A 26,732-nucleotide genomic window follows, 5' to 3' on the forward strand; every position below is an offset into this window, starting at 1 on the left:
CATGCACACTGCCGACTGGACCGTTCTCATTGCCTACCTCGGTGGCACCGTGCTCATGGGAATTCTGTTAGGTAAGCTGGTAAAAAACTCAGCGGACCTCTTCAGCGCCGGTGGCGAGTCTCCCTGGTGGGCGAGTGGCCTGAGTGCCTTCATGACGATGTTTTCAGCGAACACCTTCGTGGTCTGGGGCAGCATTGCCTTCGGACTGGGTTTGGTGGCGGTGATGATCAACCTGATGTATGGTGTGGCGGCATTGTTGGCCGGATACTTCATTGCCAGCAAGTGGAAGGGCATGGGGATCGCGACACCGGCGGAATATGTGAGGCTTCGATTCGGCAAGGGGGCGCTGCACTTTTACACCTGGTCGATGATGGTGCTACGCGTCATCGGCACGGCGGCCGCGCTCTATGCTCTGGCCAAAATTCTGGTCGCACTGATGCCGCTGGGCGAAGGAAATCCGCTGCGGGATCCGGAAACAGGCAATCTGTCGCTGCGTTATGCGATCCTTATTTTCGGCAGCATCGTGGTGCTCTACACCATGATTGGCGGGCTCTGGGCGGTGTTGATGACGGATGTGCTGCAGTTCATCATTCTGAACTTGGCGGTGCTCTTTGTCGTTCCGCTGGCGCTCGGCCGTGTTGGAGGAGTGAGCGGATTCATCGCCGATGCTCCGGAAGGATTTTTCAACCTGGTGAATGAGGCCGAGGGATACACCGTCTTTTTCCTCGTCGGCTGGGCGGCGATCCACTTCTTCATGATCGGCGCCGAGTGGGCATTTGTGCAGAGGTATCTTTGTGTGCCGACCAAAAAGGACGCCCGCAAGAGCACCTATCTTTTTGGCATACTCTATCTAGTGAGCCCGATCCTCTGGTTGCTGCCGCCGATGATTTATCAGGTGATTGACCCCGGTGCCGACCCGGAGCAGGCCTACATCCTTTCATGCAAAGCGGTGCTGCCGATCGGCATGGTTGGCCTGATGTTAGCGGCGATGTTTTCCGCCACCGCCAGCATGGTGAGCTCCCAACTGAATGTGTTTTCCGGTGTTCTAACCAATGACATTTACAAACCACTGGCGAAAAAAACCGACAGCAGCTCGATGGTGAAAGCTGGTCGGTTTTTCACCATTTTTCTTGGTGCCCTCCTTATCTTCATCGCCTTGGAGATTGAGAAATTCGGACAGGTCAAGGATCTGATCATCAGCATCACCTCGCTGATGGTGGTGCCTCTTCTGGCTCCTTCGATATGGGGCTTGTTCAGTCGGCGCATCAATGGACGCGCCGTTTGGATCACTGGCTTGAGCGGCTTTGCCATCGGTGCGATCATTCGTTTTGGCTTTGGCGAAAACGGCTGGTTCGAGAGCATGACCACGGCGAACGACTGGGTGGTCGCCAACGCATCCTTCCTCAAAACCTTTGTCGGTGTGATTTTCCCGGTCATGGTTCTCGGAGCCATCGAGATCATGTCGCGCGGTGAATCCGAGGGCTGGAAAGCCATCGCAGCACTGACCAAGCAGGAGGACGAAGCGGAACATCAGCGCAGCACGGGATCCAATCCAATCGCCGCCAAAGTCGTCGCCTGGTGCCTTGCCGTCTGCTCCTTGATGATGTTCTCCCTGATCGCCGTCAACGACTCGAACTCCACCGTCGTGCTTTCCATCTTCGGTGCCATCCTCGCGGTGATTTCCGGCGTCATTTTATTCGTCTGCCGCAAGTCCGCGGCTACCCAACTTTCCCAATAATTTTCCACTTTTCCAATGATTACAGAAACAGCATGTGACTCACGAAGCCTCCGTGAAGAAGAAATCGAATCCGACCTCGTCATCGTTGGCGGAGGTTTAGCAGGTGCGTGCGGCGCGATCACGGCGGCGCGCGAAGGCATGAAGGTGGTGCTGGTGCAAGATCGGCCGGTGCTGGGTGGCAATGCCTCGAGCGAAGTGCGGCTCTGGATTCTCGGCGCGACATCTCACCTAGGAAATAACAACCGCTGGTCGCGCGAGGGCGGTGTCATGAACGAAATCATGGAGGAAAACCTCTACCGGAACCGACAGGGGAACGCGTTGATTTTCGATACCATTCTGTTGGAAAAAGTGATCGAGGAAAAGAACGTCACCCTGCTGCTAAACACAGCGGCCTATGACGTCGAAAAATCCGACCCCGACACCATCTCGGCCGTGCGTGCCTTTTGTTCGCAGAACTCGACGCAGTATCGACTCACCGCTCCGTTGTTCTGTGATGCCTCGGGCGATGGCATCGTAGGATTTCTTGCCGGCGCTGCCTTCCGCATGGGGGCCGAAACCAAGGAGGAGTTCAACGAAGGTTTTGCCCCGGACAAATCCTACGGCGAGCTGTTAGGACACTCGATGTATTTCTACAGCAAAGACGTGGGCACCCCGGTGAAGTTCACCCCACCCAGCTGGGCGCTGAAAGACATCACCAAGATCCCGCGCTACCGCCAGTTCAGTTCGAACATGCAGGGGTGTAACTTCTGGTGGCTCGAATACGGTGGTCGACTCGATACCATCCACGCCACTGAAGACATCAAGTGGGAGCTGTGGAAGGTGGTTTACGGTGTCTGGAACTACATCAAAAACTCCGGCAAATTCCCCGAGGCCGATACCATGACACTGGAGTGGGTTGGCCATATTCCAGGTAAGCGCGAGAGCCGCCGATTTGAAGGCGACTACATGATTCACCAGCGCGATGTGGTCGAGCAGACTCACTTTGACGATGTTGTGGCCCACGGTGGCTGGTCGGTCGATCTGCACCCTGCCGACGGGGTTTACGCCGAAGGCGCGGGTTGCAATCAATGGCACTCCAAGGGTGTTTACGGCATCCCCTACCGCTGTTATTACAGCAAAAATATCAACAACCTCTTTCTAGCAGGACGCATCATTAGCGCCACTCATGTGGCCTTCGGCACCACGCGGGTGATGGCCACCTGCGCGGCCGGCGCTCAGGCGGTGGCGGTGGCTGCGGCACTTTGCAAAGAACGCTCACTGCAGCCACGTGACATCATGGACGCCAAACATCTTGGCGATCTGCAAGTGCGGCTGGATCGCATTGGCCAGTTTCTTCCCGGGAAAACAATCGTCGACCCCGATGATCAGACGGCGACCGCCGCCATCAGCGCCAGCTCCACACTCAGCCTCGCCGAGATCCCGGCGAACCAGGACTGGATGTCATTGGACCACGGATGGGCAATGCTGCTGCCGCTCAACACAGGAGCATGCCCCCGTTTTACCTTCGAACTCAACGCGCAGCAGGCGGGGTCTTTGCGGGTCGAGCTGCTACGCTCTCAGAAAAAAGGCAACTTTACCCCGGACGAACTGGTCGAGACGATTGTGGTTCCATTCGAAGAAGGCGTCGGAAACATCACCGCCCAGTTCCAATCTCACATCGACACCGCGGGTTACTATTTCATCAAATTATGCGAATCCCCTGGGGCCGAAGTGCGCCTGAGTGGCGATCGGCTCACCGGGGTGCTGGCCGTGACCAATGCCTATAACAAAGCCGTAGCCACCTCGAGTTTACAAAGTCCGCCCGAGGGCATCGGCATTGATAGCTTTGAATTCTGGCTGCCCAAACGCCGACCCGAAGGATGTAATTTGGCGATGGGCATTGAGCCCGCCATTGAGCTGTTCAGCCCGGACAACGTCTCCTCCTACCCCTCGCGCCCGACGGAGCTGACCAATGCCTGGATTGCCAGCCCCAAGGATCCAGCACCCGAGTTACAACTTCAGTGGCAGGATCCGATCGAGATCAGCCAAGTGACCCTTGAGTTTGACCCTGACTGGGATCACCCGATGGAATCGGTGCTGATGACGCACCCGGAGGAAGTGGTGCCCTTCATGGTGAAGGATTTTGACCTGTTGACCGATGACGACCAAGTCCTGGCCGAAGTGAGAGACCACCATGGTGCCCGCTACAGCCTATCGCTCAACGAAGCCCTCAAGGTGCAGTCTTTGAAAGTAAAAATCCACGCCACCCACGGCGCCCCCGCCGCTATCTTCCGTGTTAGAGTGCTGTAGGCTGTAAACTCCGTCTACCTTTTGGTAGCGACGTTCAGTTGTTTGATCCACTTCCTGAAACGCTGCGGCCAGTCGGCAGCTTTCGGGGATGGGAAATTGAACGCCATGTGGCCGCCGCGGTCGTAAATTTCAAGTTGCACTGGAACCTGTGCTTTGCGAAATGCTTTGGCCATCTCTTCAGTGTCCTGAGTGGGTGCTGTTAGGTCATCGCTAGCACTGAGGATTAAAGTGGGTGGGAGTTGTGGGTGGATGGCCCAGTCGGTTACCTTATTCTGTTTATTTAGCCAGAGAGCGGCGAGCACCATGAAGTTGGGGTGACCACTCAGTCTTGCAAGTGGGTCTTTAGCATTCGGGTCGCCTCTATCATGTTTGCACGCCAAATTCAAAATCATGTTAGAGCCAGCGGAAAAGCCAATCATTCCGATACGCTCTGGATCTATCTTCCACTCTCTGGCGCGACTCCTGACCAGCCGCACGGCTCGTGCCCCATCCATCCAAGCGTCCTTGACGACATTGGCTGAAGGAGGAGATAATCTATATTTTAGAGAACAGACTGTGTAACCGTCCTCTAAAAACTCGTCAACGGCTCCAAGACCCAGCGGGCCGGAGGCTAGTTTCTTATACCCACCTCCTGAGCAGATAATCAGTGTGACTCCATTTGCACGATGCGGGCGGTAAACATCAAGCGTGGGAACACTAACGTGAAAGACACGTCCTTGCGGTAGGTCCTTCTCCGGCGACAGCTTAGCGGCAAGTCCGGGGGCAGCCCCATGCCAAAGCCGCAGCTGTTCATACGCCAATATCTTTGGGTGGCCTAAGGCCGGAAGAAGTGCCGCCATCCATTTGTCTGACATCTTCTTCGCTCCAGCCGCATTGGGATGCACCTTGTCTTTGACTGTATCAACCTTCCAATCGAATCCATCGGCCTGGTTCACGAGTGTTATGCGCACCCCCTCTTGTAATAGACGCGTTGCCAGTGTTGCCAATTCTTGGTTCAACTCAGGAATATACGAATACTTGGGGAGCTTTCCGGCCGGAATCACCTGGGCCAACAGAATGCGGACCTCAGGATTAATCTTCCTGAGGTTGTTAATGATGGCTTCCGTATCGCGGATCATTCCAGGCACAGGCTTGTCTTTGCTGAAGCTATTGTGACCCGAATGAATCATGACGATATCGGCAGGATACTTCTTGTAGATGTTTTTAGAGATACTTAACAGGTAGCCAGTGCTCTTGCCTCCGTATCCAGCATGCGCTGAAACAGCATCTGCTCGCGGCCCAATGAATCTAACCGCAATTTTTTTTTACGTAATTCGGGAACCAAAACCTCACGATAACAGACAAAACTCTTCCCGCCGGCTGTCATGGAGTCGCCGAGGGCGAGAATCGTCGGTGTCGTTTCCGCAAATGCTAAAGTGGCCGTCGAAAAAAGAACCGCCATGCAGCTGTAATATAACCTGATCAACATTGGAATTTTGCTCTACTTGAAAACGTCTAACGACCAGGAGTCGCGCCATGGAATCGACATCTTGCTGCCTTTCAAAGTGATGGGTAACCAGATGTAGCCACTCTCATAGGGGTGGTCGGGTTTATTGATATCGAACATGGCAATAAATGCATTCTCCTTGCCTTCGACTTTGAGGATGAAGTTAGATTGTCCGCCGAAGGTCAGTTTGGCGCCGAGTTGATTGTGTGGGTTTTTGCCGGACACTGGGTTTTTGGCGGGTGTCCACGGCCCGGTGATCGAGTCAGCGGAAAACTGCCGCGCGGCATTCGGTCGCCAACCGGTGGATCCAGAGGCCAGCATGATATATTGACCCATGTGCTTCAACAGCGCAGGGCCTTCGGTGTGTTTGGTGATGCCTTTGGCGACCTTGTAATCGCCCTCGGGGAGCAGGTAGTCGTCACGCATTTTACCGATGACGAATTCCTTGTTAGGTTTGCGCACGGCGAGGTGATAGAGGCTGCCGTCATCATCCTTAAACATGGCAAAGTCGCCAGTGCCATTGGCTGAGTTGCCACCGAGAAACTTGTGTCGGTAAGTGAACGGCCCCGTCGGATCTGGCGAAGTGGCTACCGCAGTGTAGGCAATTTTCGTCCCTTGGCCGCGGAGATAGAGCTTAAAGAACATCACAAACTTACGGGTCTTTTTATTAAAAATAACCTTCGGGCGGTCAGCGTTACACTCATGGGTGAGGTCTTCATCCTCAGGCCGATCCAGGCTAAGCATCATGCCTTCGTTCTTCCAGTTCACGAGGTCCTTGGATGAGTAACAGCGAAAGCCACCGTCCGCATGGGTCTTTTCGGAGAGCCCCTTGATCTTGTGGGTGCCATACCAGTAGTAAAGGCCCTCATGGAAAATGACGCAGCCACCGTGAGCATTGATCGGTTTGCCCTCGGTATCGTTCCAGACTTGCCCTGGCTTGATTTCATTCCGCAGCTGCGCGTTTGCTGCTGTGGTGGCGACGGCGACGATGCACATCAGCACCGCGCACCCTGAGTGACGCCATGCATGGTAAGAAGTAGGAAAGATGGTAGGTTTCATGGGATGGGATAGAATAGTGGCAGGATTGTGAGACGAGACTTTGGCCGGACTCAAGGCTGAAAAAAGGCGGCTTCTGCCAAGAGAAGTCGCCTTTTGAAACGTAGTGTAGGTTTGTAGGTCGTTAGAGAATCAATTCTCCGAGCTATTGCCTATTTCTTACGACGCAGCACCAGTGCGAGGCCACCGAGGCCGAGTAACATCGCAGAGCTGGGCTCAGGGATTACAGTGACGGTGGCATCCAGGCTAACGTTATCAACGTCAGAATACCGTGTATCTGACCCTGAATTATCGACCCAAGGAATATAAAACGTCACCGTCGTGTCCGTAAGACCGTTAAAATCAGCATCTGAAATGTTACTTCCCAAATACGAGTCACCGTTGAAGTCGATGATATTTGTCGTTAATGCTTGAAATCCGCCGCCTGAGGAGACTCCAATTTGAGCAATCGTATCGTCGACGACATCATCAAACCCTTGAATACTTGTGTAGATACGTGCGTTGCTATACTGAAAGGCATTGGTTACTTGGGTATCTATGGAGAGCGTATTAAGATCCATGGTGTATCCATCTGCCACGGTGACTGAGAAGCTTAAGAAATTTCCGTTCGTGAAGGCTGCTCCTGTGCTATTGTCAGTATTGTCATCTCCAGAAAGACGCAGGTTATCAGATGCTCCGTTATCAGTGAGATCTCCATAGTTTCCTACTGAGAAGTCGGACACGGTAACTCCAGGCGTAACGCCCACGCTATTGGTTAAACTATAGGCGGTAAAATCATAATTGGCAATGACTACAGCCTCGGACACGCCAACGGTCAGTGGCAGAATCACCGCGGCAAGCGCTGCGGATTGGAAAGGTTTCTTCATATCGATTGTTGGTTAATTTCTTGAGGTGTTCGTTGGTTGATGATGGTGCATTCTCCGAGCAGGGGTCTGATGACTTGCAGCGGATCATGACCGAGTAGAGAACCTCGATCTGGGTTAGATCGAAAGTTAATTGATCTATCCATTGCTCGAGGCGAGCAGCCCAGGTTCACGGAGTGCACCTGCGCGACATACAAACCTAACTATTTCATTAGAAACCGTCTAGAGTCTGAACCATCAATTCGATTGTCTAATTTATCAAAATTATTATCACTTCTCATGATACCCCCTCGTTGCAGACGGGTCTTCGGGAACAGCATCACGCTTCAGCAATTCACCATACATTTTGGACTTCAACTTGACCCACTTCGAGGGGCTTGACCACTTGGCGTTTGGCAGCTGCTTTTCCCATGCCAGATAGAGTTCTTGCATTTCCTGCACTTTTTCAGGATAGAGTGCGGTCAGATTCTTCGTCTCGCCGATGTCCTCTTTGAGATTATACAGTCGCCAGCCGTGGTGTTCGTGACCGATGAGTTTGTAGTCGCCCACACGAATCGCATCCTCAATCGATCGGCTCCAGTAGAGCACCTCGTGCGGCTCGCCCATATTTTCACCCAGTAGAAACGGGATCAGGTTGACGCCGTCGAGCGCTTTCCCAAGATCAAGTGGAGCACCGGCTGCCCGAGCACTGGTGGGGTAGATATCGAGGGCTGAAACCAGTCCTTGATAAGTCCCTCCTTCCGGGATCTTGGCAGGCCAGGAAACCACAAAGGGAACACGCTGGCCGCCTTCGAACTTGGTGCCTTTGTAACCTTTCAACGGGCCGTTGTCGCTCCTGCTTGCCGAACTGCCACCGTTGTCACTGAGAAAAAATACCAGCGTGTTTTCCCGCAAGTTCAGCTCCTCCAAGGTCTGGAGAACGCGGCCAATGCCCTCGTCCACCGACCACAACATGGCGGCAAGTTTTTGCCGTGGGTGACCCTCGAACATTTTCAGATGTTCCTTCTTGGCATGCATCGGTGTGTGCGGCGCGGTGTAGGAGAGGAACATGCAGAACGGTTTATCCTTGGCTTGTTTGAGATAATCGACCGCGACATCGGTGAAGTAGTCCGTCAGGTAGCCATCCCACTTCGCCAATTTGCCATTGTGCTCGATCGCTCTGGGGTCACCCAGTTTCTCATTTTTCCTTGGGAAATAGGATCGGCTGCCTTCTCGCAAACCGACAAATTCATCCCAGCCGCGATTGGTGGGGTAATGTTTCTTCATGTCGCCAAGGTGCCACTTGCCGACATACATGGTCTTATAGCCACCGGCCTTCAATGCATCGCCCATCGTTTTCTCGGAGGGGTCCATGCCCTTGCCGTGCGGTGGTGTATTTTCATGATGCCCGAATCGCTGCTGATAGCGCCCGGTCATGATGCCTGCGCGCGACGGGCTGCAGGTGGTCCCCGAGGTATGCGCATCGGTGCAGACCATGCCGCTGGCTGCCAGGCGGTCGATGTTAGGAGTTTTCATCGAGGTGCCGCCCATGAATCCGAAATCATTGTAACCGGCGTCGTCGAGTAGGATCACCAGAATGTTCGGAGCTGGTTCGGCGGCACCGACGGAGCTGACAGCTCCGAAAGAACAGGCGAACAGAGCAAGTAAAAATCCTTTTTTAGACATCATGTTTTTCATGGGAGATTGACAAGTGAACGGCGTAGTGTGGCGTCCCACGCAGCGAACAATCTCGTCTTCCCACCGCCATTGTCACTATTCATATCTGTGAAAATGATGGTCTGATTTGTCAGAATGGAGCGTCGCACATGACCGTTCTCGAAACCCGAATACTGAAGAGTCGAATAACCAAGCCGCTGTTCTATTGCGTCAGGGTGTAAATACTCCGGTAGCTTCCCGGCGTGTAGGAGGTTTCCTTTTTAAACAAGCGCGTGAAGTGCGCGACCGTGGCAAAGCCACAGGAGTGCGCCGTTTGTTCGATGCTCAGGTTCGTGCGGGTAAGAATGAGTCGTGCCCGTTCGATGCGAAGCCGGAGGATTTCATCGGCCACGGTGCGCCCCAGATAATTTCGGAACCTGGTTTCCACGGTGTTGCGCGATCGCTCGACATGTGAGAGCACCGACTGGGCATTGATGGTTTTATGACAGTTCGCCCTGATGAAACGCATCGCCTTAACCAGCAGGGGGTCGTCACTGGCAATCGCATCGGTGGAGGCTCGCTCGGTGATGGTGAAATTCTGAGGCACAGGAGCGGCGAGATCTTCCTGGTCGATGAGGTTTTGCATCCAATGACAGGCCAGTTTGGCCATCGTCCGGGAGTCGTGGCGCACACTGCTCAGTTCAGGGTTGGCCAGGCTGCACATCACGGTTTCGTCGCCCAGTCCCAGCACGGAGATGTCTTCGGGAATACGTTTCCCTGCATTCTTAATACACATCTGCAACTGCAAGGCACGCAGGTCCGTGCAGGTAAAAATGGCAGTGCGTTTCGGCAGCGAGAGCACCCATTCGGTGAGCTCCGGAGACCCCTCCGGGTTGAATTCCTCCCGCTGGTTCAAATCATGGGTGATTCGTTGGTCGGGGGCGTGATAGACCGAGGCGGAAAAGCCCCGCGAGGCAAGTTCCTGAAGGAATGCGGCCTGATGCTCGTCGGAATAACGCAGCCCCGGATAGCCGCAAAAGGCAAAGCTAGAAAATGCCGCATTGAGAAAAAACTCGGCGACCGATCGAGCCATCAATTTTTGATCCACCTGAACCGATGGAATCTGCGGATGCCCGCTACTGCCTGCAATATCCACCACTGGATACGGAGCAGCAGCAAGGAAGTCGGCCAAGTCAGGATCATAAACACGCGTGATCAAGCCGTCGCCATCCCAGTCCTCCAGCCACTTCGGCACGCCTGCTTCCCGATGGTGTTCATGTAGGATAATCTGCCACGGGCCATGCTCCTTGGCATACTGGGCGATGCCTTGGATCAGGCCTCTGCTGAACGAACGTCCGGTTTCGATCATCACACCGATCCGTGGCTCCGGAGATCCGGCGAGTAATTTGTCAGACGGTTTTGGCATGTAAGAAATCGATGGTGCGGTGGGAAATCGTGCACCAAGTCTGTTAAAAAATGGTGCTACGGAGCTGTTAGTCGGGGCCATTCTCCGAGAATTGATAAATTAGACAAGGAAATTTCATTTTACACACTACCAACACATCAAAATGATGAGTCCGGCTTATGACTCAAATAATCTCTCTGCCCCACTCGATGGCATACTTTGCGTGCAACAAGCCCTCTTCCGGCGCGTAGGTTTGTGCTACGCCCACGTTATTCGAATCGACGAACATCACCTTCCCCCAGGCTGCTGCACCGGGCCGAATTACTGCAACGAGTGCGATTGGAATCACCCAACAAATAACCACTAACAAGCCCATGAAAAAAACCACCCTCCTTACCTTGCTGATGACCACCCTGCTCTCCAGCGTGGCTCATGCCGGACTCAAAATCTACTACATCCGCCACGCTCAGGGTGGCCACAATGTGAAAAAGGAATGGCAGCAAAAAGGAGTGCCGGAGGCAGAGTGGCCGGCCTATGTTGGGAATCCGAATATGTTTACCCCTCAGGGGCTCAAGGAGGTGGTCGGAGCGACGAAAAAACTACAGAAGTATCGATTCGATTTCATCGCCAGCAGCCCACTCTGGAGGTGCCGGAACACAATCCAACCGTATCTGAAGGCAACGAAACAACAGGCTGAAATTTGGCCGAAGCTCAGAGAAGCGCCCGGCATGCGAAGCATCCTTTCCGAAGACTTGCCTGAGGTGAAGGAAGAGATCTTGAACCGTGGTAAAGCCATTCAAATCGAGAAGGACGAACAGAACCACTTTTTCCTCAGACCCGATGGCAAAAACCACTACGCCTCATATCCCAAAGGCTGCGCCGAAGAACTGAAAGTGGCCTACACGAAGCATGTCTCACAACACGTGATCGCCTTGATCGAAAAACGATTTGGAAACACCGAGAAGTCCATCTTGCTGGCGGGGCATAACAGCTCCGGGGTGTCGTTGCTCAAGCTGCTGCTCAAGGAAGAGCCGACAGGAAAAGCCCGGAGAGGCCTCGGTAATGCAACGATCTGGATGGTGGAACGGAAAGACGACGGGTCCTACATCTTGAAAATGTATAACGACGAAGCCTACGTCACGGAGCAGCTCGAGAAGGCACGTTAAAAAAGGGTTTCCCTATCTATGCCCAGCTGACTACTCCCCCACTTCGTTACCAGTTTTGGTGCTTGCCATGGGATCAAGAAACCGGCAATCACTGGCTTCTGATCGGCCATTCCAACACACACATCGTATGTGTCGGAAAACTGTTTGTCGCAACTGTTAGTGGATCTAACGGTAGATGAGCTGAGTCGTCACCGAGGCGTCACGATCGGAGACAAAACGAATCCAGTAGGCTTGGAATTCTTTGGGGAATTCGTGAGTCACTTCTTGATCGATATCATCTACGGTGAATGTGCGGTAGTTCACCCAGTGGCCGGTGCCTGTGAGGTCGACCTGGGCGGTGATGCTGCATTTTTCCGAAGCGGAAATCGCGAGTGATTTGTGATCATAGCCGGTCATCAGATAGGGATCGGATGGCTTGCCTGCTTTCACCTCGGCGTCTTTCCACGGGCCACCTTTTCCATGCGGCTTGCCGAGCTTCCAGATGTCGTCGATGGCACCGGCCCAGAGTGCTGTTTTGCCATCGTCCGAGGTGATGGTGTGCTTGTTTTGATCCGACAGATAGGTCTGTCCGGTCTGATCTTGGGCGATACCGGACATGATCAGAAGCCCTCGATAGGAACAGAAGTCGTGGATGTAGCGATTGTGCGTGGCAATCGCGCGGAGTTTGGAAATACCGCCGGCATTCCGTGCGGGCAGTTCGTAGAAGGTGCCGTGGGCGTTGAGCAGATCGCGTTCGGTGGCGACTTCGCGAGCAATGCGAGCACTACCGAGCGGGTGTGAGCCGGTCAGTTCCGCCTTGGGAAGGCGCCAGCGTTTGCCTTGTTCATCGGTGTAAATAACGGATGCGGCATCCGTGCTGAGAGCGGCGGAGGGGATGGCGGTGTGCTGCTTGGTGTGGCTGTGAGCAGCTTGGTCATCCGTGCGTTTCAGCGTCAGGTCGTCTGCCATTTCGTAGTAGCCGATGTCCTTGCCCTGGGCATCCACGGCGGCGAACGAGAGTGTGCGTTTGTTTTTGTCACGCGCACGGACGAGACCTCCTGTTAGCTGGTCGGATGTGGCCAGACCATTGAACATGGCATCGGCTTTGTCACTGCGGCTATCCTCGTTGCGGTAGGTGAATGCGGCGGTGGCTTTGGGGAGGTCGATGTTGCTGGTGATGCGCACCCAAGTGCCGCTTTCCTCGGCTGTGAAGGCCGTGAAAACATAACCCTTCGCGGCCACTTCGATCTGCTTGAGCGGGGTCCAATTTCCATCACCTTGTTGGTCCACCTCGAGGGTGAAGGTGACCGCTTGATCCGCTTCGTGGCTGAGGTGCAGGCCACGGATGTCGTAGCCTGAGAACAGATAGGGATCGGATGGCTGCTTGGCTTGCACGGCTTCCTTTTCCCACACCGCACCACGACCAATCACGGGGCCGAAGTGATCGAGCTGATCCGGCGTCACAAACCAGAGGTTCGACTGCGACTGCGGAGCCGCGATTTCGCCCTTGGCTTTGCGCTTGTTGAGGAACTCGGCCTTGGCGGTGTCGTCACAGCCCATGACAATGTGGTCGTTCCAGCGAGTGAAATCGCCGATGACTTTCAGGTAGTTGCTGCGTGGTGCGATGCCGGACGAATTGTCAGGTGTGAAGGTCTTGGGGAATTTCCAAAACGTGCCGTGCATGGTCATCAGGTAGTCGTCCTCGCCAATGTCGCGGATGCGTGGCCACTCGGTGTTCCAACCATGGGCACCATCGTAGGAGTGGGAGCCTTTGGGCAGACGGTAAAAGGTCCAACCTTTCTCTGGCATGCGAACGCCGAGCATGAGCGAGCGGTAATCCCAGCCGACGGCCCAGATTGGGTCGGTGGCAGGGTTAGCACTGCCGTGAATGCCGCCAGGGCCAGTGATCTCGGTGAACTGATTTCGTCGGACAATGGTCCAGGCCTTGGCCTTGCCGTCCCACTCGGCGAGCACACCGGAGGGAACGTCCGGGCGAGTTTTTGCGGCCTTTCCGTGTTCGCCGTTGTTGGAATAGATGTAAACACCCTGACCGGAATAGAACCCTTTGCCATGGTAGCCGGGGAGGTTGGCCTTGCGTTTCTTGGTCTTACGCTGTTCGTCAGCCCAGAGTTCCTTGACCTCGAGAGATTGCACATCCACTTCGTAAATCCCCTCCTCCATCGTGGCATAGACCATTTTCTCGGCAGGCTTTGTGAGGTGCCGGGCGTTGCCAGTGAGACGACCAAACATCGCCGTGTGTGGGATAGCGCGGACTTGGCGATCGGCATCGATAATATACGGTCCGATGAACAGCTGATTGGACTCCTTGTGGATCATCCGGTTCGCCGGAGTGCCACCGACGGATTCGGGTCGGACGATTTGTTTTAAATCCGGGGTAATTTCATAGAGTTTGTCAGACGATCCTCTCGGCGCATGAGGCGCATAGGTGATGACCCAGAGTCGGTCCGCCCACGGCACAATGGCTCCCGTTCCACACTCATTCTCGTTATTGAACATCGCGAGGTGCGGGTAGATGCCGGAGATTTGTTTCGGCGGAGCAGAGTCTGCGAAGCCCGAGGATGTCAGGGCGGCGAATGCTACGAGGAGTTTAAATTTCATATGATCGGTTTGATAAATCTGGGACTTTCGAAGGAAGAATGATGGTTCTGGGACAATGAGATAGTGGCCTGTGAATTAGCTCGCTGGGACTTGATCGATGATCGACGCCGTGCTCATGATTTGAGCCCATCTACATGCATCAATGTTGTAGCAGACCCGGAATAACACAAAAAATATTGCTTCCTTTCAGCAGCTCGCGGCCATGGTGCAGCCCCTGCAAAAAAAATGCACTTTGATGTGTTAATCCATGTGGCCCGCAACACTCCCTTAATAGACCAATACTAGGTGTTTCATTTTAAATCATGAATATCAATCATGATCCACCCAAGCAATTGGCTACCAACCAACAATGATTATGAAAAACACAACCTATCTAAAATCCTCTGTTCTTGCAATGGCCACATTGGCTGCATCAGCCTCGCTGTCTCAAGCCGTCGTACTATTCAGTAGCATCGGAACAACGGCTGGAACTACCAGCAATATTACTGATGGTAACAATGCCGGTAAAGCGCTTAATTTCGTCACGGCATCAGGAGACGACTACTCCCTCGACACAGTTCGACTTAGCCTAAGCGGTGCTACCACAGATGAGCTTAACAACGTAAACTTAGCAATTTGGTCGGATGACGGTACTAGCGCTCCGATCGGCACGCTTCTTAGCGATCTGTCATATACTGGGAACTCTACTGGGAACATATTTGAATTCGCACCCGACTCAGCGATTACTCTTGCAGCTAATACGACTTACTGGGTGGCGCTTGCGAGCTTTGATAACACTGGCGAGAGCGTCGGCTGGGAAAGCTTTACAGAAGCTGCGACAGGAACCGCTAGCAATACAGCTGGCTTGTTCGCGACAGGCGGAACCGGAAGCAATCCGGGGGCTTGGACTTCAAGCTCCGGTCTGTTAAATGCTTTCGAGGTTAATGGAACCGTCGTTCCAGAACCCTCCTCTGCAGCCCTTCTCGGACTTGGCGGACTCGCGCTCATCCTCCGTCGCCGCAAGTAATCCGAGAGGGTTAACATCGATCAAGGCTCTCCGTCCCGCCCGCTCCATGTCGGCGGGACGATTTTATTCTGAAACTTGTGTTACCTCGCTTGCTTGGCTACACCTACCCATATCCATGGATAGTTCCCACGAACATCTTGAGCTGATCAAACGCAGCCAGTCCGGCGACTTGGATGCGTTTGGCGAACTGGTGCGTGCGCATCAGGGATGGCTGCGTGGCTGGCTCCGTGGGCAACTGCGCGACTGGACCGCCGCCGATGACCTGGCGCAGGACGCATTCGTCACCGCCTTTAAAAAAATCCGAGAGTTCCGTGGCGATGGTAGCTTCGAGGCCTGGCTGCGGTCGATCGCTCACAACCACTTCCGCAATCACATCCGTAAAAAACGCGAAGACAGCATCGGTGGCGACCTTGAACTTCAGGCCTTATTGGATACAGGCGATGACGATGAGTTTGCGGTAGGAAACGATACCATCGACGCCTTAAAATTCTGCATGAGCAAGGTCAAGGGGCCGTCGAACGAGCTGTTGCACGATCGCTACGTCACCGGAAAATCCGTCCAGGAAATCGCCGCCGAACAAGCGCAGGGATACTCCGCCATCACCATGAAACTTCATCGCCTGCGGAAATCGCTGGCAAGCTGTATCGAAAACCAACTCGCCGCCGAAAACGCATGAAACCCGAATCCACCGAGGAACTGATCGCCCTGCTCGTCGAAGGAGAGCTCCACACCGAGCAAGTGGCCGAGCTGAAGCAAAGGCTGCGCAAGAATCCCCAGCTGGCCGCCGAAGTCCGCCGTCAGATCGCCCTGCACGGACAGCTTAGCATTGCCTGCGAAGATGAACTGGCCAGCGAGCGGATGCAGCGGCAGATCATTAGCAAGGTGGCAGACGCGGAAGCGGAGGGTTTCACCAGCCAGGTCACGGCCCGACTCAGCCGACGCCGATCCACCCGACAAGTGCTCGCCCTGGCTGCGGTCATGGCTCTCTGCGCGACGGCTATTTTCTTCTGGAACCTCCCTTCTTTGTCCACGGAGCAGACAACCATCGCCACTCTGATGCACAGCGATGGCGTCCAGTGGCATGGGGAGCGTCTGACCGACGGAGCGGTCGTGCAGGCAGGCGACTCGGTTCGATTCGACTCCGGATTGTTAGAACTGGAACTGGCAGGTCGCGGCACCCTGGTCGTCGAGGGACCGGCGCATGTCGATTTCCCGGCAGCCGACCGCGCTGTGTTGCATCGCGGCAGCCTGGTGATGCGAGCCACGGAAAAAGGTCACGGCTATCGGGTGGAAACCTCCCAGGGCAGTGTGGTCGATCTCGGCACGGAATTCGCCGTTTCGGTATCGGACGACGATGTGGTGGAGACCCACGTCATCGACGGCAGCGTCGAAGCGATTCCCTCGAAGGGCGAGTCGGTCACCCTGAAAAAAAACAAAGCATTCCGCCTGCACCCCGAAGGAGGAGAAGCGATCGACGCCGATGTGGGAAAATTCTACACCCGCATGCCCCCGCGCCACGATGTAGCCGCGCAGTTCATTCACTGGAATTTTGACGATTCCAAGGGACTTCTGGCGCGCGCTCAAGGTGAACTGGGCAGATCAAATGGACAACCCAACGATCTGGTTTTCTTCGCGGACCCTCCTGGCACCACGCCGCAATGGATCGATGGTGCGCGCGGCGCGGCTCTGCACTTTGACGGTCGCGGTGCCTATGCCGAAAGCAACTACCGCGGCATCGAGGGAGGCTCCCCACGCACCGTGAGTTTCTGGGTCCGAGTGCCCGAAGATTTCATCCTGACGCAGGGTTTTGGGATGGTTTCCTGGGGTCGAAAAGCCGATCTCGGCGAAGCTTGGCAAATTTCCGTCAACCCACTGGTGAAAGATGGTCCGGTGGGACGCTTGCGGCTGGGACTGCACGGCGGACAGATCATCGGCACCACCGACCTGCGCGATGGCAAGTGGCATCATATCGCCGTGGTGATGTATGGTGGCTCGCAGCCGAACGTCGGCACCCACGTGCTGCTCTATGTCGACGGCCGAAAAGAAACGGTCTCCCGCGCCGCGCTGCAAGAGGTGAAAACCCAGGTGGAAAAAGCGAAACACGGCTTATGGGTCGGGCGCAATGTCACTTACACCCTCGATAGCAAAACGATGAACACCCAAGGCGGCTTCTTCCGAGGCGCGCTGGATGAACTTTACGTCTTCGATGCCGCCCTGTCCCAGAGCGAAATTCTCGAGCTGATGGAGCGAGGCAAATAGGAGATTTCCATTTGCCTCAGCGCCTGTAAGCTGAGCGCGCATGAGGCTCGATCGCTTTCTCTTCCATCACACCGACCACGCACGCCGCGATATCCGCCGCATCCTTGCGGCCGGACGGGTGCAGGTGGAGGGTCAGGTGGAAAAAGACACCCGCTGCGAGATCGGCGATTTCACCCAGGTGATGTTAGACGGCAAGCTACTGCGTGATACTTCTCCTGTTTACCTGATGCTGAATAAACCCGCCGGCTACCTCAGCGCCACCACCGATCCGGAACACCCGACGGTGATGGAGCTGATCAATGTGCCGGAGACGCTGCACATTGCGGGTCGCTTGGATCGCGCCAGCACCGGCCTGCTCATTCTCACCAACGACGGAAAATGGTCGCGTCGCCTCACCGAGCCCAAGGAAAACGTGCCCAAGGTCTACCTCGTGGAAACCGCCGAGCCGGTGACCGAAGAAACCCATGACCACTTTGCCCGTGGGATCTACTTCGCCTACGAGGACCTCACCACCGCGCCGGCTGATTTGGAAATCATCACCCCGCACCAGGCGCGGCTAACAATTTACGAAGGGCGCTATCATCAGGTGAAGCGGATGTTTCATGCGGTGGGAAATAAAGTAACGTCACTGCACCGCGAGAGCATGGGCGGCATCATGTTAGACCGCTCCTTGGAGGTCGGAAAATACCGCCCCCTGACCGAAGCCGAAGTTGCATTTTCCAGCGCCCCGCTCGATACTCCGAAGTCGTGACCGATCTCCCCAACCCACGCCTCAGACGCATGCGACTCGCTGCGGGTGCTATTTTAGCGCTGATGGCCATGCTCTATGTTTTCGCCCGCAGCTACCAGACCCAGTGGCCGTGGCTCGAGTGGCTGAGAGCTTTTGCCGAGGCTGGCATGGTGGGGGGACTGGCCGACTGGTTTGCCGTCACCGCCCTGTTCCGCCACCCGCTCGGCCTGCCCATCCCCCACACCGCCGTCATCCCCAAGGAAAAAGACCGTATCGGCGCAGCACTCGCTCAGTTTGTCAGGGGAAACTTTCTCACCGCCGAACTGATCTGCCAGCAAGCCAAAGAACTCATGCTGGTGCCACGCATGGCCAGCTGGATGACCCAACCAGCCAACGCTGACAAACTCGCCCAGCAAACCTTGCAAATGCTACCCACCGCACTGGATGCACTGGAAAAAAACGACGCCCACAAGCTGCTCACCAGCAAACTCACCGAGCAGCTGAAAACGGTTCGGCCTGATGAGATCAGCGGCAAGCTGCTCGATTGGATGCTCGCAGAACAGCGCTACCGCAAATTGTTAGCCCCTGTCCTGCGGCAGCTCTCATCCGCCATCTCGCACAACCGCGGGCGTATCGAAGAAGCCGCGGGGAACAAGGCGCCACTCAACAAGGTCCCGTTGTTAGGAAGGATATCACGCGCCATTGCCGAGGACATCTCCGAGCGAACCACCGGCAGCATCGAGGCCAAACTCATCGCCGCCAGCGAGGACGAAACCGAGCCGCTCTGGGACATCATTGACGAGCAACTGACCGCCGCCCGGGAACAATTTTCCAACAATCCGGAACTGAGGTCCCAGCTCGAAAGCATCCGCGACCAGTGGCTGGAAGACCCTCACAGTGGCGAACTGGCCGAGCGCTTGTGGCAGCAAGTGCGCCGTAGTCTCGATCGAGATCTCCAGAGTGAGGTTCCCAAAACGGTCGATCACCTCAGCTCCATCATCGTCTCCGCCGGCACCGCCATCGATCACAACCCAGAGCTCGCGCAGCGGATTGAGAACACGCTGCTGGAAGGCATCGATCAAATCCTCACCCAGCACGGCGAGCACATCGAAGCCATGATCCGCAACACCATCGAGCAGTGGGACGCCGCTACCTTAATCCAAAAGCTCGAACAACAAGTCGGCCCCGATCTTCAGTTCATCCGCATCAACGGCACTTTGATCGGGGGACTTGTGGGAGTCAGTCTGCACGCCATTGGCCTGCTAATCTGGCATTGATCAGCAACGCACGGCAAGCACGGAGACCTCGGAGTCATGCATCAGCCGCTCGGCATTGGTGCCGATGAACATGCTGGCGAGCTTCGACTGCCGGCGTGTGCCCAGCACAGCGAGGTCCGCATCACTTTCATTGATGTGGTAGGTCAGTTCCACCGAGGGAACCACCGATTCCAAAATCTTGGTTGTGTGCGTAATCCCCTTCAACCTATCGGCGAAGTCGGCCAAGCTCTGGTCCATCTGTTCCTGCGTTTGCGCGCGCACTTTGGCGACGTAGGTGGCCGTGTCCGACTCTCCACCTTCCAGAGTTTTACCCCAGATATCTTTATTTGGAGGATAGATCACATGGACAATTTCCAAGAGCGCGCCGTTCGCTTCGGCTTCAGTGATTGCCTTTTCCAGAATGGTATTCGAAGACACACTGAAGTCGGTGCAGACGATGATTTTTTTGAAGTCACCCTCCTGCCAGTCGCGCACTAACAGAACATCGGATGGAACCAGACGAACGCAGCGCGAAGCAATGGTGCCTAGACGGCGTTTGCTCATATCGTTGGCCGCGATGACCAGCATCCCAGCATCGTGCTCTTTAGTCAGTCGGTCCAGCTCATCCGCAGCCCGGCCTGTGCAGACCACACACTGCACACTTTCACCCGGCACAGTGGACTCCACCAAAGCTTCAAGCTTCTCGAGAGCTTCTTTTTCCAACGCGGCCTCAGCCTCCCCTGCGGACTTGCCCCAGTGGTGTAAATGTGATGCACAGAGAACATGCACAGCAATCACCGGAACTCCCGCAGCACGTCCGGCGTGGACCGCATGTTTGAGAACATTTTCAGATGGTGACGAAAAATCGATACCGGCAATAATAGGTTGAGTTTTTTTCATAATAAGAGTCTGTTAGGAAATGCTTCGGGCAGCGTGCCGTCAAGTGCACGAGCCACCCACAGCATTCGGCCATAAAGCCACTACTGTCAAGGAGCATCGGGTGAACAAAGAGGGAAATCCCAAAGCGTTAGGAAATCTAACATAAACACTTGAAGTAGGTCTATCACAACGCTCCACGCACATTCCAAAAGGCCATCCCTGAGTCGTCTTGCGGCTGCCGTTCGCGCCCTCACCATTTCAACAGTATCTGCTCTTTCCCTGCCTTAGCTTAAGGCTCGAAAAAGAAGACCAGCCGACGATACACCTCCAGCAATCTCAGCGCGTCTCTCGGTCCGCTGTTCAGGCCGCCCAATTTTGCCCAGTTCATAGCACTCAGCCCCCCATTTTAGCGACTTTTCACGGCTACGCCATAGCCTCGCACTAATGACCATGCAAATGCTTGTCATTTCCACGCTCATCCACTATCAGTCCCAAATGTCCGCCGAAATGGAACACACAGTCGCCTCCGCCGCCACGCTGGAGGGAACCTCCCTGCACACTGGGGAAAAAGTCAGCCTCACCGTGAAACCTGCACCTGCAGGGCACGGGTTCAAATTTCGCCGCGTCGATCTGGACGACCAACCGTTCATCGATGCCGATGTCGATAAGGTGCAGACCGTCGAACGCGCGACCACCCTGGCCGAGGGATCTGTGAAGGTGCACACTGTCGAACACATCCTCTCCGCGCTCTGCGGCATGGGCGTCGACAATGCCATCATCGAAATGGACGCCAACGAGCCACCCATCGGCGACGGCTCATCAGCTCCCTACGTCGAGCTGATCAAGCAAGCCGGCATCGAGCAGCAGGACAAGCCGCGCAAAGTTTACGAAATCCGCGAGCCGATTCACATGGAAACTGGCAATGGCTCACTGATCACCATCGTGCCGGACAAAAAGTTCCGTGTCTCAGTAACCAACGTCGGTCCCGACGGCCGATTCACCCAGTATTTCTCCAGCGAAGTCACTCCTGAACTCTACGAAAAGGAAATCGCTCCCGCTCGCACCTTCGTGTATTACGAAGACGTCAAGCCTCTGCTCGACAAAGGCTTAATCAAAGGTGGCAGCCTGGAAAATGCCGTGGTTGTCCGCGGCGAGGAAGTCATGAGCAAGGAGCCGATGCGATACAACAATGAGTTTGCCCGTCACAAGGCACTCGATGTCATCGGCGATCTCATGCTCAGCGGCAAGCGGATCATGGGACACGTCATCTGTGTCAAACCCGGCCACGGCCCGAACACCAAGATGGCATCCACCCTCAAGAACGAATACATGCGCATGCGCACCATGGTGCCACCCGTCACCATCCCAGAAGGTGAAGCCGTGCTCGATGTCAATGAGGTGATGAAGATCCTGCCTCACCGTTACCCCTTCCTGATGGTCGATCGCGTGGTCGATTTCGAAGGTGACAACAAGTGCACCGGCGTGAAAAACGTCACCATCAACGAACCCTTCTTCCAAGGTCACTTCCCAGGCCACCCGGTGATGCCCGGCGTGCTGCAGGTAGAGGCCATGGCCCAGGTCGCCTCCATCCTGATGCTGCGCAAACCTGAGAACCAAGGGAAAATTGGTTACTTCATGAGCGTCGACAAGGTCAAGTGGCGCAAGCCGGTCCTCCCCGGCGACACCCTCTTCATCGAGGCTGAAATCCTCAAGATCCGCCGCAGCATCGGCTCCGCCATCTGCCGCTGTATCGTCAATGGCGAGGTGGTTTCCTCCGGTGAACTCAAGTTCGCCCTGATCGATTCCTAATCCTGCGGCTCCCCGATTCCCAAGAGCATGATTCACTCAACTGCCATTATCGACCCCGCCGCGGAAATTGCCGACGGCGTGGAGGTGGGCGCCTACTGCGTGGTGGGTGCGAATGTCTCCATCGGCAAAGGCAGCGTGCTGAAATCGCACGTGGTCATCGAGGGCCACACCAGCATCGGTGAGAACAACATCTTCTTCCCCTTCTCGGCGATCGGTCAGATCACCCAGGACCTGAAATATGTCGGAGAACCCACCGCCCTGCACATCGGCGATCACAATACCTTCCGCGAGAACACCACGATTCACCGTGGCACGACCGAGGAGGTTCCCACCACGATTGGGAGCCACAACCTGTTTCTCTCATACTCCCACGTGGCGCATGACTGCCAGGTGGGCAACCACTGCATCCTCTCCAACAATGGGACCCTCGGGGGGCACTGCACCGTCGGTGATCACGCGATTATTTCCGGACTCTCCGGCGCCCACCAGTTCTGCCACATCGGCGAGCACGCCCTAGTCGGCGGCTGCACCAAGATCGTGCAGGACGTGCCACCCTACATGATTGTCGATGGCAACCCGGCCGCCGTGCGCAGCCCCAACCTCGTGGGACTTCAGCGCCGTGGCTTCAGCGAGGAAGCCCGCCGCTCGATCAAGAACGCCTACCGCAAGCTCTTCCTCAGTAAGAAATACAGCCTCACCTCCTTGATCGACGAACTCGAAGGCACCGAGACGGCCCAGGAAACTCACGTCAAGCGACTGATTGAGTTCATCCGCCAGAGTGAACGCGGAGTCATCCGTTAGGCCGTTAGACAATTCACGTTTTCATCGACGTGACAATCATCGACAATCATCGACAATCATCGACAATACTCGTCAGCTACGGAGCACGTAGTTAGGCCCGCTAAGCACAGGTCGTTAGACAACATCCAAGCTCGGATGATATTTTAAATATGCTATCATAGCTAAGCTATTAAACAGCAATTCATTCGGTTTAGTATATACATGTTATACACTAACATTATTTTTTTTATAGATTGCCCTGACATTAGATTCTATCCATAATAACATCGTTATGAAATCTACTCTATTCCCCGTGTTGACAGCGCTTGCGCTTTCCTCCGCCGCTCATGCCGGCTCCGATTACTCCGCTAAAGCTATCCCTACAGCAGCCGCTCCTTCTTGCCTTTGGACATGGTTTGCCGGTGGTTCTGCTGGTTACCTTTCAGGTGATTGGGACGAAGATATTTACACCATGCATGTAGGCGCTGAGCTGACATGTGCAGGAAGCAATGCTTCGCATGCGGTTTACCTTGAAGTAGGCTACACCGAGAAACAAGATAACCTGAACTATGGTTATCAATACCAGAGCATTAATGCCATTGCTGCTCCTATGTTAGAAATCGACTACGAAGTAGACATCGTGCCTATCACCTTGAACTACAAGTATGAACAAACACTTACTGATAGCCTGAATTGGTACATCGGTGCTGGCGCAGGTATCGCTCTTTATGACGCTGAAGCCGACAGCTCATACTATGGTCACGCTTCCAAAGACGACACCGTATTTTACGCACACATTTTCGCCGGCATCACCTACAATATCACTCCAGCATTTGAAGTGTTCTCAGGTGTTCGCTATGTCTTCATGGACGATCCTGGCTTCTTCGACGATTCTGATCTCGAGGACGACTTGAACCCAGATGGCGATCTACACATTGAGTTAGGCGGTCGCTATAACTTCTAATGGACTAGCCAAGTTCACAATATCTCTAAGCCCACACGGTTTTCCGTGTGGGCTTTTTTTTGCATACAATGCATTCGCACCCGTCAGGCATTCGATGAACATGAAGTCATCATATCATGAAAATTGTGTTTCGATATGATTCCACAGTTACTCAGTCAGGATGATTACTCAGGCTCATTAACAATATGATTGCAATCTAACGAACTCTACATCAATATATAAAAGCTATGAAAACCACCACTATATCATTACTAGCCGGCCTCACTCTGGTCACTGCAGCCCAAGCTGGAGAAAGCTACTCACCCAAAGGAAAAACCATCATCGCGCCCCCTCCGGCACCATCCTGCCTATGGACTTGGTTTGCCGGTGGCTCCTATGGTAAGATGGATGCCGATCATTGGGATGAAGATATTTACACCCTGCATCTTGGTATCGAGCGCACCTGCGTATCTAACCCATGCGGATCACACGCCTTCTTCCTAGAAGTAGGATACACCGAGAAGGACGAAGACCTGTTTATTCCTACCAGCACGAATCTGACCAATGGTTTCGATCAGTATGGTAACATCGACATGGAGTGGGAAATCATTCCTATTACCTTGAACTATAAGTTTGAATGCAACTTAACAGGTAACCTGAACTGGTATGTCGGTGCAGGTGCCGGTATCGCACTGGTCGACTTCGAGGCTTCGAGCAGTTACGACAATGTCGATTTTGACGACACCGTGTTCTATGCGCATATCTTCGCCGGATTAACCTACAACGTAAGTGAGTCCTTTGAAATCTACGCAGGCGCTCGCTACGTCATCATGGACAACCCTGATCTCTCAGGAACCGTGTATGATGAAGTCGCCGACCTCGATGGAGGAATCCACTATGAGCTCGGCGCTCGCTTCAACTTCTAAGTAAAACCAACCCTCGTATTGCAAAAACCCGCATGGCTCAGGCTGTGCGGGTTTTTTATGAGCTGCGGAGACGTGCCCGAATGAAAGCCACAGAAGTCAGGCCAATCATCAGGTAGCTAAACCAATCTCCCGCCATCGCATACAAGCTCACAGGGCCGTGTTTTGGGGCGTAGGCATGACCGTAATGGCTGGCACGCACGAAGGGTCGTCCATTTTCGTCCTCGATCACCTGGCGCTCACCAGTCACGGGGTCCTTGAGCGAACCGGTGGCGGTGATGATGGCACTGACCCCGGTGTTGGCCGAGCGGATCATGGGACGACGAAGCTCGATGGCGCGGAACTTGGAGTTTGCCAGATGCTGCAGCGCTTGCTCGCTTTCCTTGAACCAGCCGTCGTTGGTGACGTTGACAATGACCTGGGGCTCACGCCGGACAAACTTCCTGGTCAGTCGCCCGACCGTATCTTCAAAACACACGGTCGGGATCACCTGCATATCGGCGCCCGAAACCGGCACGGTCAGGGGTTCGGTGGAGGTGCCTGCGGTGAACCCTCCTGCAAACGAGGCCCCTGATGAGAATTTGAAAATATCACGCAGGAACGGCAGTTGCTCGTCAAAGGGGATGTATTCGCCGAAGAGCACGAGATGTTTTTTACGGTAGGTCTGGATGCTTTGCTCGAGCAAGCCGTCCGGGCGCACGGTGGCCAGCGAGTTATACTGTCCGCCTCCTTCTTTGAAGCGGGCAAATTCACCATCGAACTCGGCTTCAAATTCATTCATCCCGAGCAGCAGGGTGAAGTTCCCCAGCGGAAGAACCTCTTTCTCGAGCACATGGCGGGTTTCGCCGTAGATAAAGTAACCGTCGACGCCCTCGGCGAATAACAGGGGCAGCGGCAGGGCACTTTCGGGCCAGACGACCAGGTCGGGGGTCTGGAGTTCCACCTCGTCGCCATTGACGTTCTGCTGCACGCTCTCGACATTTTCCTGCTCCAGCTTAGCGAGCGCAGCAGCGGTGGAGTCCGCGTAACCTTGGCGGATATCAGCACTGGCGCGGGGCTCCCACTTGACGTCTTGGGGGATGTTTTCCTGCACCAGCAACACGCGCACGCGATCGGTCTCCCAGCCATTGACATCCTTCACGCGCCAAACGCCGTAGCAGAACTGCACGGCTAACAGCAGGGCGGCGACGCTAAAGTCCAAGCGCGGTCTGAGTTTGCCGGTTTGCGCTTCCGCCCCAAGTCTGCGGCACGTCTGAATGATCACCGCACTCATGAAGACAGGGGTGAAGGCCAGACCGGTCACTCCCACCAAATCCGCCGCTTGGGCCAGCACCGGGGTGTTGTGAAAAGTGACGCCGAGACCATTCCATCCGAATCCGGTAAACAACCATCCGCGCAACCATTCGATCGCCACCCAGGCGGCGGCATTGATCAGAGCAAACTTGAGCGAACGAAAGGAGTCGTCCAGCACGCCACCGAGCAGGCCGGTTTTTTTCCCCGCTTGTTTCGCCGCAATCTTTTGCTGAATCGCGCTTCCCTGGACGTCGTCACGGTTGACCGCGCGCTTCCGCCACGGGTTTCCCAAAGTGACGGCAATCAAGCCCCAGAGGCCGAAGTAGAGAGCCAGAAAGGCAGCCAGCACCATCGCGCCGAGACCACTCACCGTCCAGACCCACTTCAAGTTCACCGCCCAGAACACCAGTCCGGCGGTGTAGGCGATGCCAAAGCCGTAACGCTTCCGGCTGCCACGCCAAATGGCAGGTAGCAGCGGCAACATCCACACCCAGACGAGTCCAGACAGGTTCCAGTCGGGAAAACAGAGCGCCAGCAGAAGGCCACTGACCGCAGCCAGCACCCATGGCCAGAGACACTTGGGAAAATTCTTCATCGCCATGAGCTAGCTCGGGTGTC

21 protein-coding genes are annotated in these 26,732 nt (G+C 55.0%); 12 read left to right on the forward strand and 9 right to left on the reverse strand.

The annotated features are described in order from the left end of the window. The first annotated feature begins 1 nt into the window (after nt 1). Both JO972_RS14760 and JO972_RS14765 read left to right on the forward strand, forming a co-directional pair. Entirely contained in the window at nt 2-1,738 is a 1,737-nt protein-coding gene (locus JO972_RS14760) for a sodium:solute symporter family protein (protein ID WP_309490847.1), read from the forward strand. A gap of 15 nt (nt 1,739-1,753) precedes the next feature. Next, nucleotides 1,754-4,027 carry an FAD-dependent oxidoreductase gene (locus JO972_RS14765; protein WP_309490848.1) on the forward strand — a complete coding sequence of 758 codons (2,274 nt, stop codon included), beginning with the start codon at nt 1,754-1,756 and terminating at the stop codon, nt 4,025-4,027. 14 nt (nt 4,028-4,041) lie between these two features. Here the strand turns inward: JO972_RS14765 and JO972_RS14770 are convergent, their stop codons facing one another. From JO972_RS14770 to JO972_RS14795, 6 genes are all read right to left on the reverse strand, one after another. Beyond that, complete coding sequence (locus tag JO972_RS14770) at nt 4,042-5,325, reverse strand: alpha/beta hydrolase fold domain-containing protein (protein WP_309490905.1); 1,284 nt, start codon at nt 5,323-5,325, stop codon at nt 4,042-4,044. Further along, complete coding sequence (locus JO972_RS14775; protein WP_309490849.1) at nt 5,241-5,468, reverse strand: hypothetical protein; 228 nt, start codon at nt 5,466-5,468, stop codon at nt 5,241-5,243. The genes JO972_RS14770 and JO972_RS14775 overlap by 85 nt, the downstream gene beginning before the upstream one ends. 39 nt (nt 5,469-5,507) lie before the next feature. Further along, nucleotides 5,508-6,572 carry a family 43 glycosylhydrolase gene (locus tag JO972_RS14780; protein ID WP_309490850.1) on the reverse strand — a complete coding sequence of 355 codons (1,065 nt, stop codon included), beginning with the start codon at nt 6,570-6,572 and terminating at the stop codon, nt 5,508-5,510. 149 nt (nt 6,573-6,721) lie between these two features. Then, nucleotides 6,722-7,435: a PEP-CTERM sorting domain-containing protein gene (locus JO972_RS14785; RefSeq protein ID WP_309490851.1), complete on the reverse strand. Its 714-nt coding sequence runs from the start codon at nt 7,433-7,435 to the stop codon at nt 6,722-6,724. A gap of 267 nt (nt 7,436-7,702) precedes the next feature. Then, nucleotides 7,703-9,100: a sulfatase-like hydrolase/transferase gene (locus tag JO972_RS14790; protein ID WP_309490852.1), complete on the reverse strand. Its 1,398-nt coding sequence runs from the start codon at nt 9,098-9,100 to the stop codon at nt 7,703-7,705. 190 nt (nt 9,101-9,290) lie between these two features. Next, a complete protein-coding gene (locus JO972_RS14795; RefSeq protein ID WP_309490853.1) occupies nt 9,291-10,493 on the reverse strand; it encodes an AraC family transcriptional regulator in 1,203 nt (400 codons plus the stop codon). A gap of 353 nt (nt 10,494-10,846) precedes the next feature. On the opposite strand from JO972_RS14795, the gene JO972_RS14800 reads away from it, so the two are divergent. Next, nucleotides 10,847-11,638, forward strand: coding sequence for a histidine phosphatase family protein (locus JO972_RS14800; RefSeq protein ID WP_309490854.1), 792 nt, complete (start codon nt 10,847-10,849; stop codon nt 11,636-11,638). Between the two features lie 165 nt (nt 11,639-11,803). On the opposite strand, the gene JO972_RS14805 is transcribed toward JO972_RS14800, so the two are convergent. Continuing rightward, nucleotides 11,804-14,236: a hypothetical protein gene (locus JO972_RS14805; RefSeq protein WP_309490855.1), complete on the reverse strand. Its 2,433-nt coding sequence runs from the start codon at nt 14,234-14,236 to the stop codon at nt 11,804-11,806. Between the two features lie 355 nt (nt 14,237-14,591). Between JO972_RS14805 and JO972_RS14810 the strand changes: the two genes are divergently transcribed. From JO972_RS14810 to JO972_RS14830, 5 genes are all read left to right on the forward strand, one after another. Beyond that, nucleotides 14,592-15,242: a choice-of-anchor R domain-containing protein gene (locus tag JO972_RS14810; protein ID WP_309490856.1), complete on the forward strand. Its 651-nt coding sequence runs from the start codon at nt 14,592-14,594 to the stop codon at nt 15,240-15,242. A 115-nt stretch (nt 15,243-15,357) separates the two neighbouring features. Beyond that, nucleotides 15,358-15,918, forward strand: coding sequence for a sigma-70 family RNA polymerase sigma factor (locus JO972_RS14815; RefSeq protein ID WP_309490857.1), 561 nt, complete (start codon nt 15,358-15,360; stop codon nt 15,916-15,918). Continuing rightward, the gene (locus JO972_RS14820) at nt 15,915-17,501 is read left to right on the forward strand and encodes a LamG-like jellyroll fold domain-containing protein (RefSeq protein ID WP_309490858.1); all 1,587 of its coding nucleotides are present in this window, start codon (nt 15,915-15,917) and stop codon (nt 17,499-17,501) included. Before JO972_RS14815 ends, JO972_RS14820 begins: the two co-directional genes overlap by 4 nt. A 40-nt stretch (nt 17,502-17,541) precedes the next feature. Then, nucleotides 17,542-18,252, forward strand: a complete 711-nt coding sequence (locus JO972_RS14825) for a pseudouridine synthase (protein WP_309490859.1) — start codon at nt 17,542-17,544, stop codon at nt 18,250-18,252. Next, nucleotides 18,249-19,508: a DUF445 domain-containing protein gene (locus JO972_RS14830; RefSeq protein ID WP_309490860.1), complete on the forward strand. Its 1,260-nt coding sequence runs from the start codon at nt 18,249-18,251 to the stop codon at nt 19,506-19,508. Before JO972_RS14825 ends, JO972_RS14830 begins: the two co-directional genes overlap by 4 nt. Here JO972_RS14830 and JO972_RS14835 read toward each other — a convergent pair whose 3' ends face one another. After that, on the reverse strand, nt 19,509-20,387 hold the full coding sequence (locus JO972_RS14835) for a universal stress protein (protein ID WP_309490861.1): 879 nt from the start codon (nt 20,385-20,387) through the stop codon (nt 19,509-19,511). Nucleotides 20,388-20,873: 486 nt separating this feature from the next. On the opposite strand from JO972_RS14835, the gene JO972_RS14840 reads away from it, so the two are divergent. From JO972_RS14840 to JO972_RS14855, 4 genes are all read left to right on the forward strand, one after another. Then, a complete protein-coding gene (locus tag JO972_RS14840) occupies nt 20,874-22,175 on the forward strand; it encodes a bifunctional UDP-3-O-[3-hydroxymyristoyl] N-acetylglucosamine deacetylase/3-hydroxyacyl-ACP dehydratase (RefSeq protein WP_425498324.1) in 1,302 nt (433 codons plus the stop codon). Between the two features lie 27 nt (nt 22,176-22,202). Beyond that, on the forward strand, nt 22,203-22,976 hold the full coding sequence (lpxA, locus tag JO972_RS14845; protein WP_309490863.1) for an acyl-ACP--UDP-N-acetylglucosamine O-acyltransferase: 774 nt from the start codon (nt 22,203-22,205) through the stop codon (nt 22,974-22,976). A gap of 271 nt (nt 22,977-23,247) precedes the next feature. Continuing rightward, on the forward strand, nt 23,248-23,919 hold the full coding sequence (locus JO972_RS14850) for an outer membrane protein (protein ID WP_309490864.1): 672 nt from the start codon (nt 23,248-23,250) through the stop codon (nt 23,917-23,919). Between the two features lie 227 nt (nt 23,920-24,146). Then, nucleotides 24,147-24,824 carry an outer membrane protein gene (locus JO972_RS14855; RefSeq protein ID WP_309490865.1) on the forward strand — a complete coding sequence of 226 codons (678 nt, stop codon included), beginning with the start codon at nt 24,147-24,149 and terminating at the stop codon, nt 24,822-24,824. Between the two features lie 55 nt (nt 24,825-24,879). Here the strand turns inward: JO972_RS14855 and lnt are convergent, their stop codons facing one another. Continuing rightward, complete coding sequence (gene lnt, locus JO972_RS14860; RefSeq protein ID WP_309490866.1) at nt 24,880-26,715, reverse strand: apolipoprotein N-acyltransferase; 1,836 nt, start codon at nt 26,713-26,715, stop codon at nt 24,880-24,882. Nucleotides 26,716-26,732 lie beyond the last annotated feature (17 nt).

The organism is Oceaniferula flava (assembly GCF_016811075.1).
Classification (GTDB): Bacteria; Verrucomicrobiota; Verrucomicrobiia; order Verrucomicrobiales; family Akkermansiaceae; genus Oceaniferula; species Oceaniferula flava.

Excerpts from the sequence above, each read along its gene's own strand:
- JO972_RS14760 (WP_309490847.1), top strand. The coding sequence starts at position 2 with ATGCACACTGCCGACTGGACCGTTCTCATTGCCTACCTCGGTGGCACC.
- JO972_RS14765 (WP_309490848.1), top strand. The coding sequence starts at position 1,754 with ATGATTACAGAAACAGCATGTGACTCACGAAGCCTCCGTGAAGAAGAA.
- JO972_RS14775 (WP_309490849.1), bottom strand. The coding sequence starts at position 5,468 with ATGGCGGTTCTTTTTTCGACGGCCACTTTAGCATTTGCGGAAACGACA.
- JO972_RS14780 (WP_309490850.1), bottom strand. The coding sequence starts at position 6,572 with ATGAAACCTACCATCTTTCCTACTTCTTACCATGCATGGCGTCACTCA.
- JO972_RS14785 (WP_309490851.1), bottom strand. The coding sequence starts at position 7,435 with ATGAAGAAACCTTTCCAATCCGCAGCGCTTGCCGCGGTGATTCTGCCA.
- JO972_RS14790 (WP_309490852.1), bottom strand. The coding sequence starts at position 9,100 with ATGATGTCTAAAAAAGGATTTTTACTTGCTCTGTTCGCCTGTTCTTTC.
- JO972_RS14795 (WP_309490853.1), bottom strand. The coding sequence starts at position 10,493 with ATGCCAAAACCGTCTGACAAATTACTCGCCGGATCTCCGGAGCCACGG.
- JO972_RS14800 (WP_309490854.1), top strand. The coding sequence starts at position 10,847 with ATGAAAAAAACCACCCTCCTTACCTTGCTGATGACCACCCTGCTCTCC.
- JO972_RS14805 (WP_309490855.1), bottom strand. The coding sequence starts at position 14,236 with ATGAAATTTAAACTCCTCGTAGCATTCGCCGCCCTGACATCCTCGGGC.
- JO972_RS14810 (WP_309490856.1), top strand. The coding sequence starts at position 14,592 with ATGAAAAACACAACCTATCTAAAATCCTCTGTTCTTGCAATGGCCACA.
- JO972_RS14815 (WP_309490857.1), top strand. The coding sequence starts at position 15,358 with ATGGATAGTTCCCACGAACATCTTGAGCTGATCAAACGCAGCCAGTCC.
- JO972_RS14820 (WP_309490858.1), top strand. The coding sequence starts at position 15,915 with ATGAAACCCGAATCCACCGAGGAACTGATCGCCCTGCTCGTCGAAGGA.
- JO972_RS14825 (WP_309490859.1), top strand. The coding sequence starts at position 17,542 with ATGAGGCTCGATCGCTTTCTCTTCCATCACACCGACCACGCACGCCGC.
- JO972_RS14835 (WP_309490861.1), bottom strand. The coding sequence starts at position 20,387 with ATGAAAAAAACTCAACCTATTATTGCCGGTATCGATTTTTCGTCACCA.
- JO972_RS14840 (WP_425498324.1), top strand. The coding sequence starts at position 20,874 with ATGGAACACACAGTCGCCTCCGCCGCCACGCTGGAGGGAACCTCCCTG.
- lpxA (WP_309490863.1), top strand. The coding sequence starts at position 22,203 with ATGATTCACTCAACTGCCATTATCGACCCCGCCGCGGAAATTGCCGAC.
- JO972_RS14850 (WP_309490864.1), top strand. The coding sequence starts at position 23,248 with ATGAAATCTACTCTATTCCCCGTGTTGACAGCGCTTGCGCTTTCCTCC.
- JO972_RS14855 (WP_309490865.1), top strand. The coding sequence starts at position 24,147 with ATGAAAACCACCACTATATCATTACTAGCCGGCCTCACTCTGGTCACT.
- lnt (WP_309490866.1), bottom strand. The coding sequence starts at position 26,715 with ATGGCGATGAAGAATTTTCCCAAGTGTCTCTGGCCATGGGTGCTGGCT.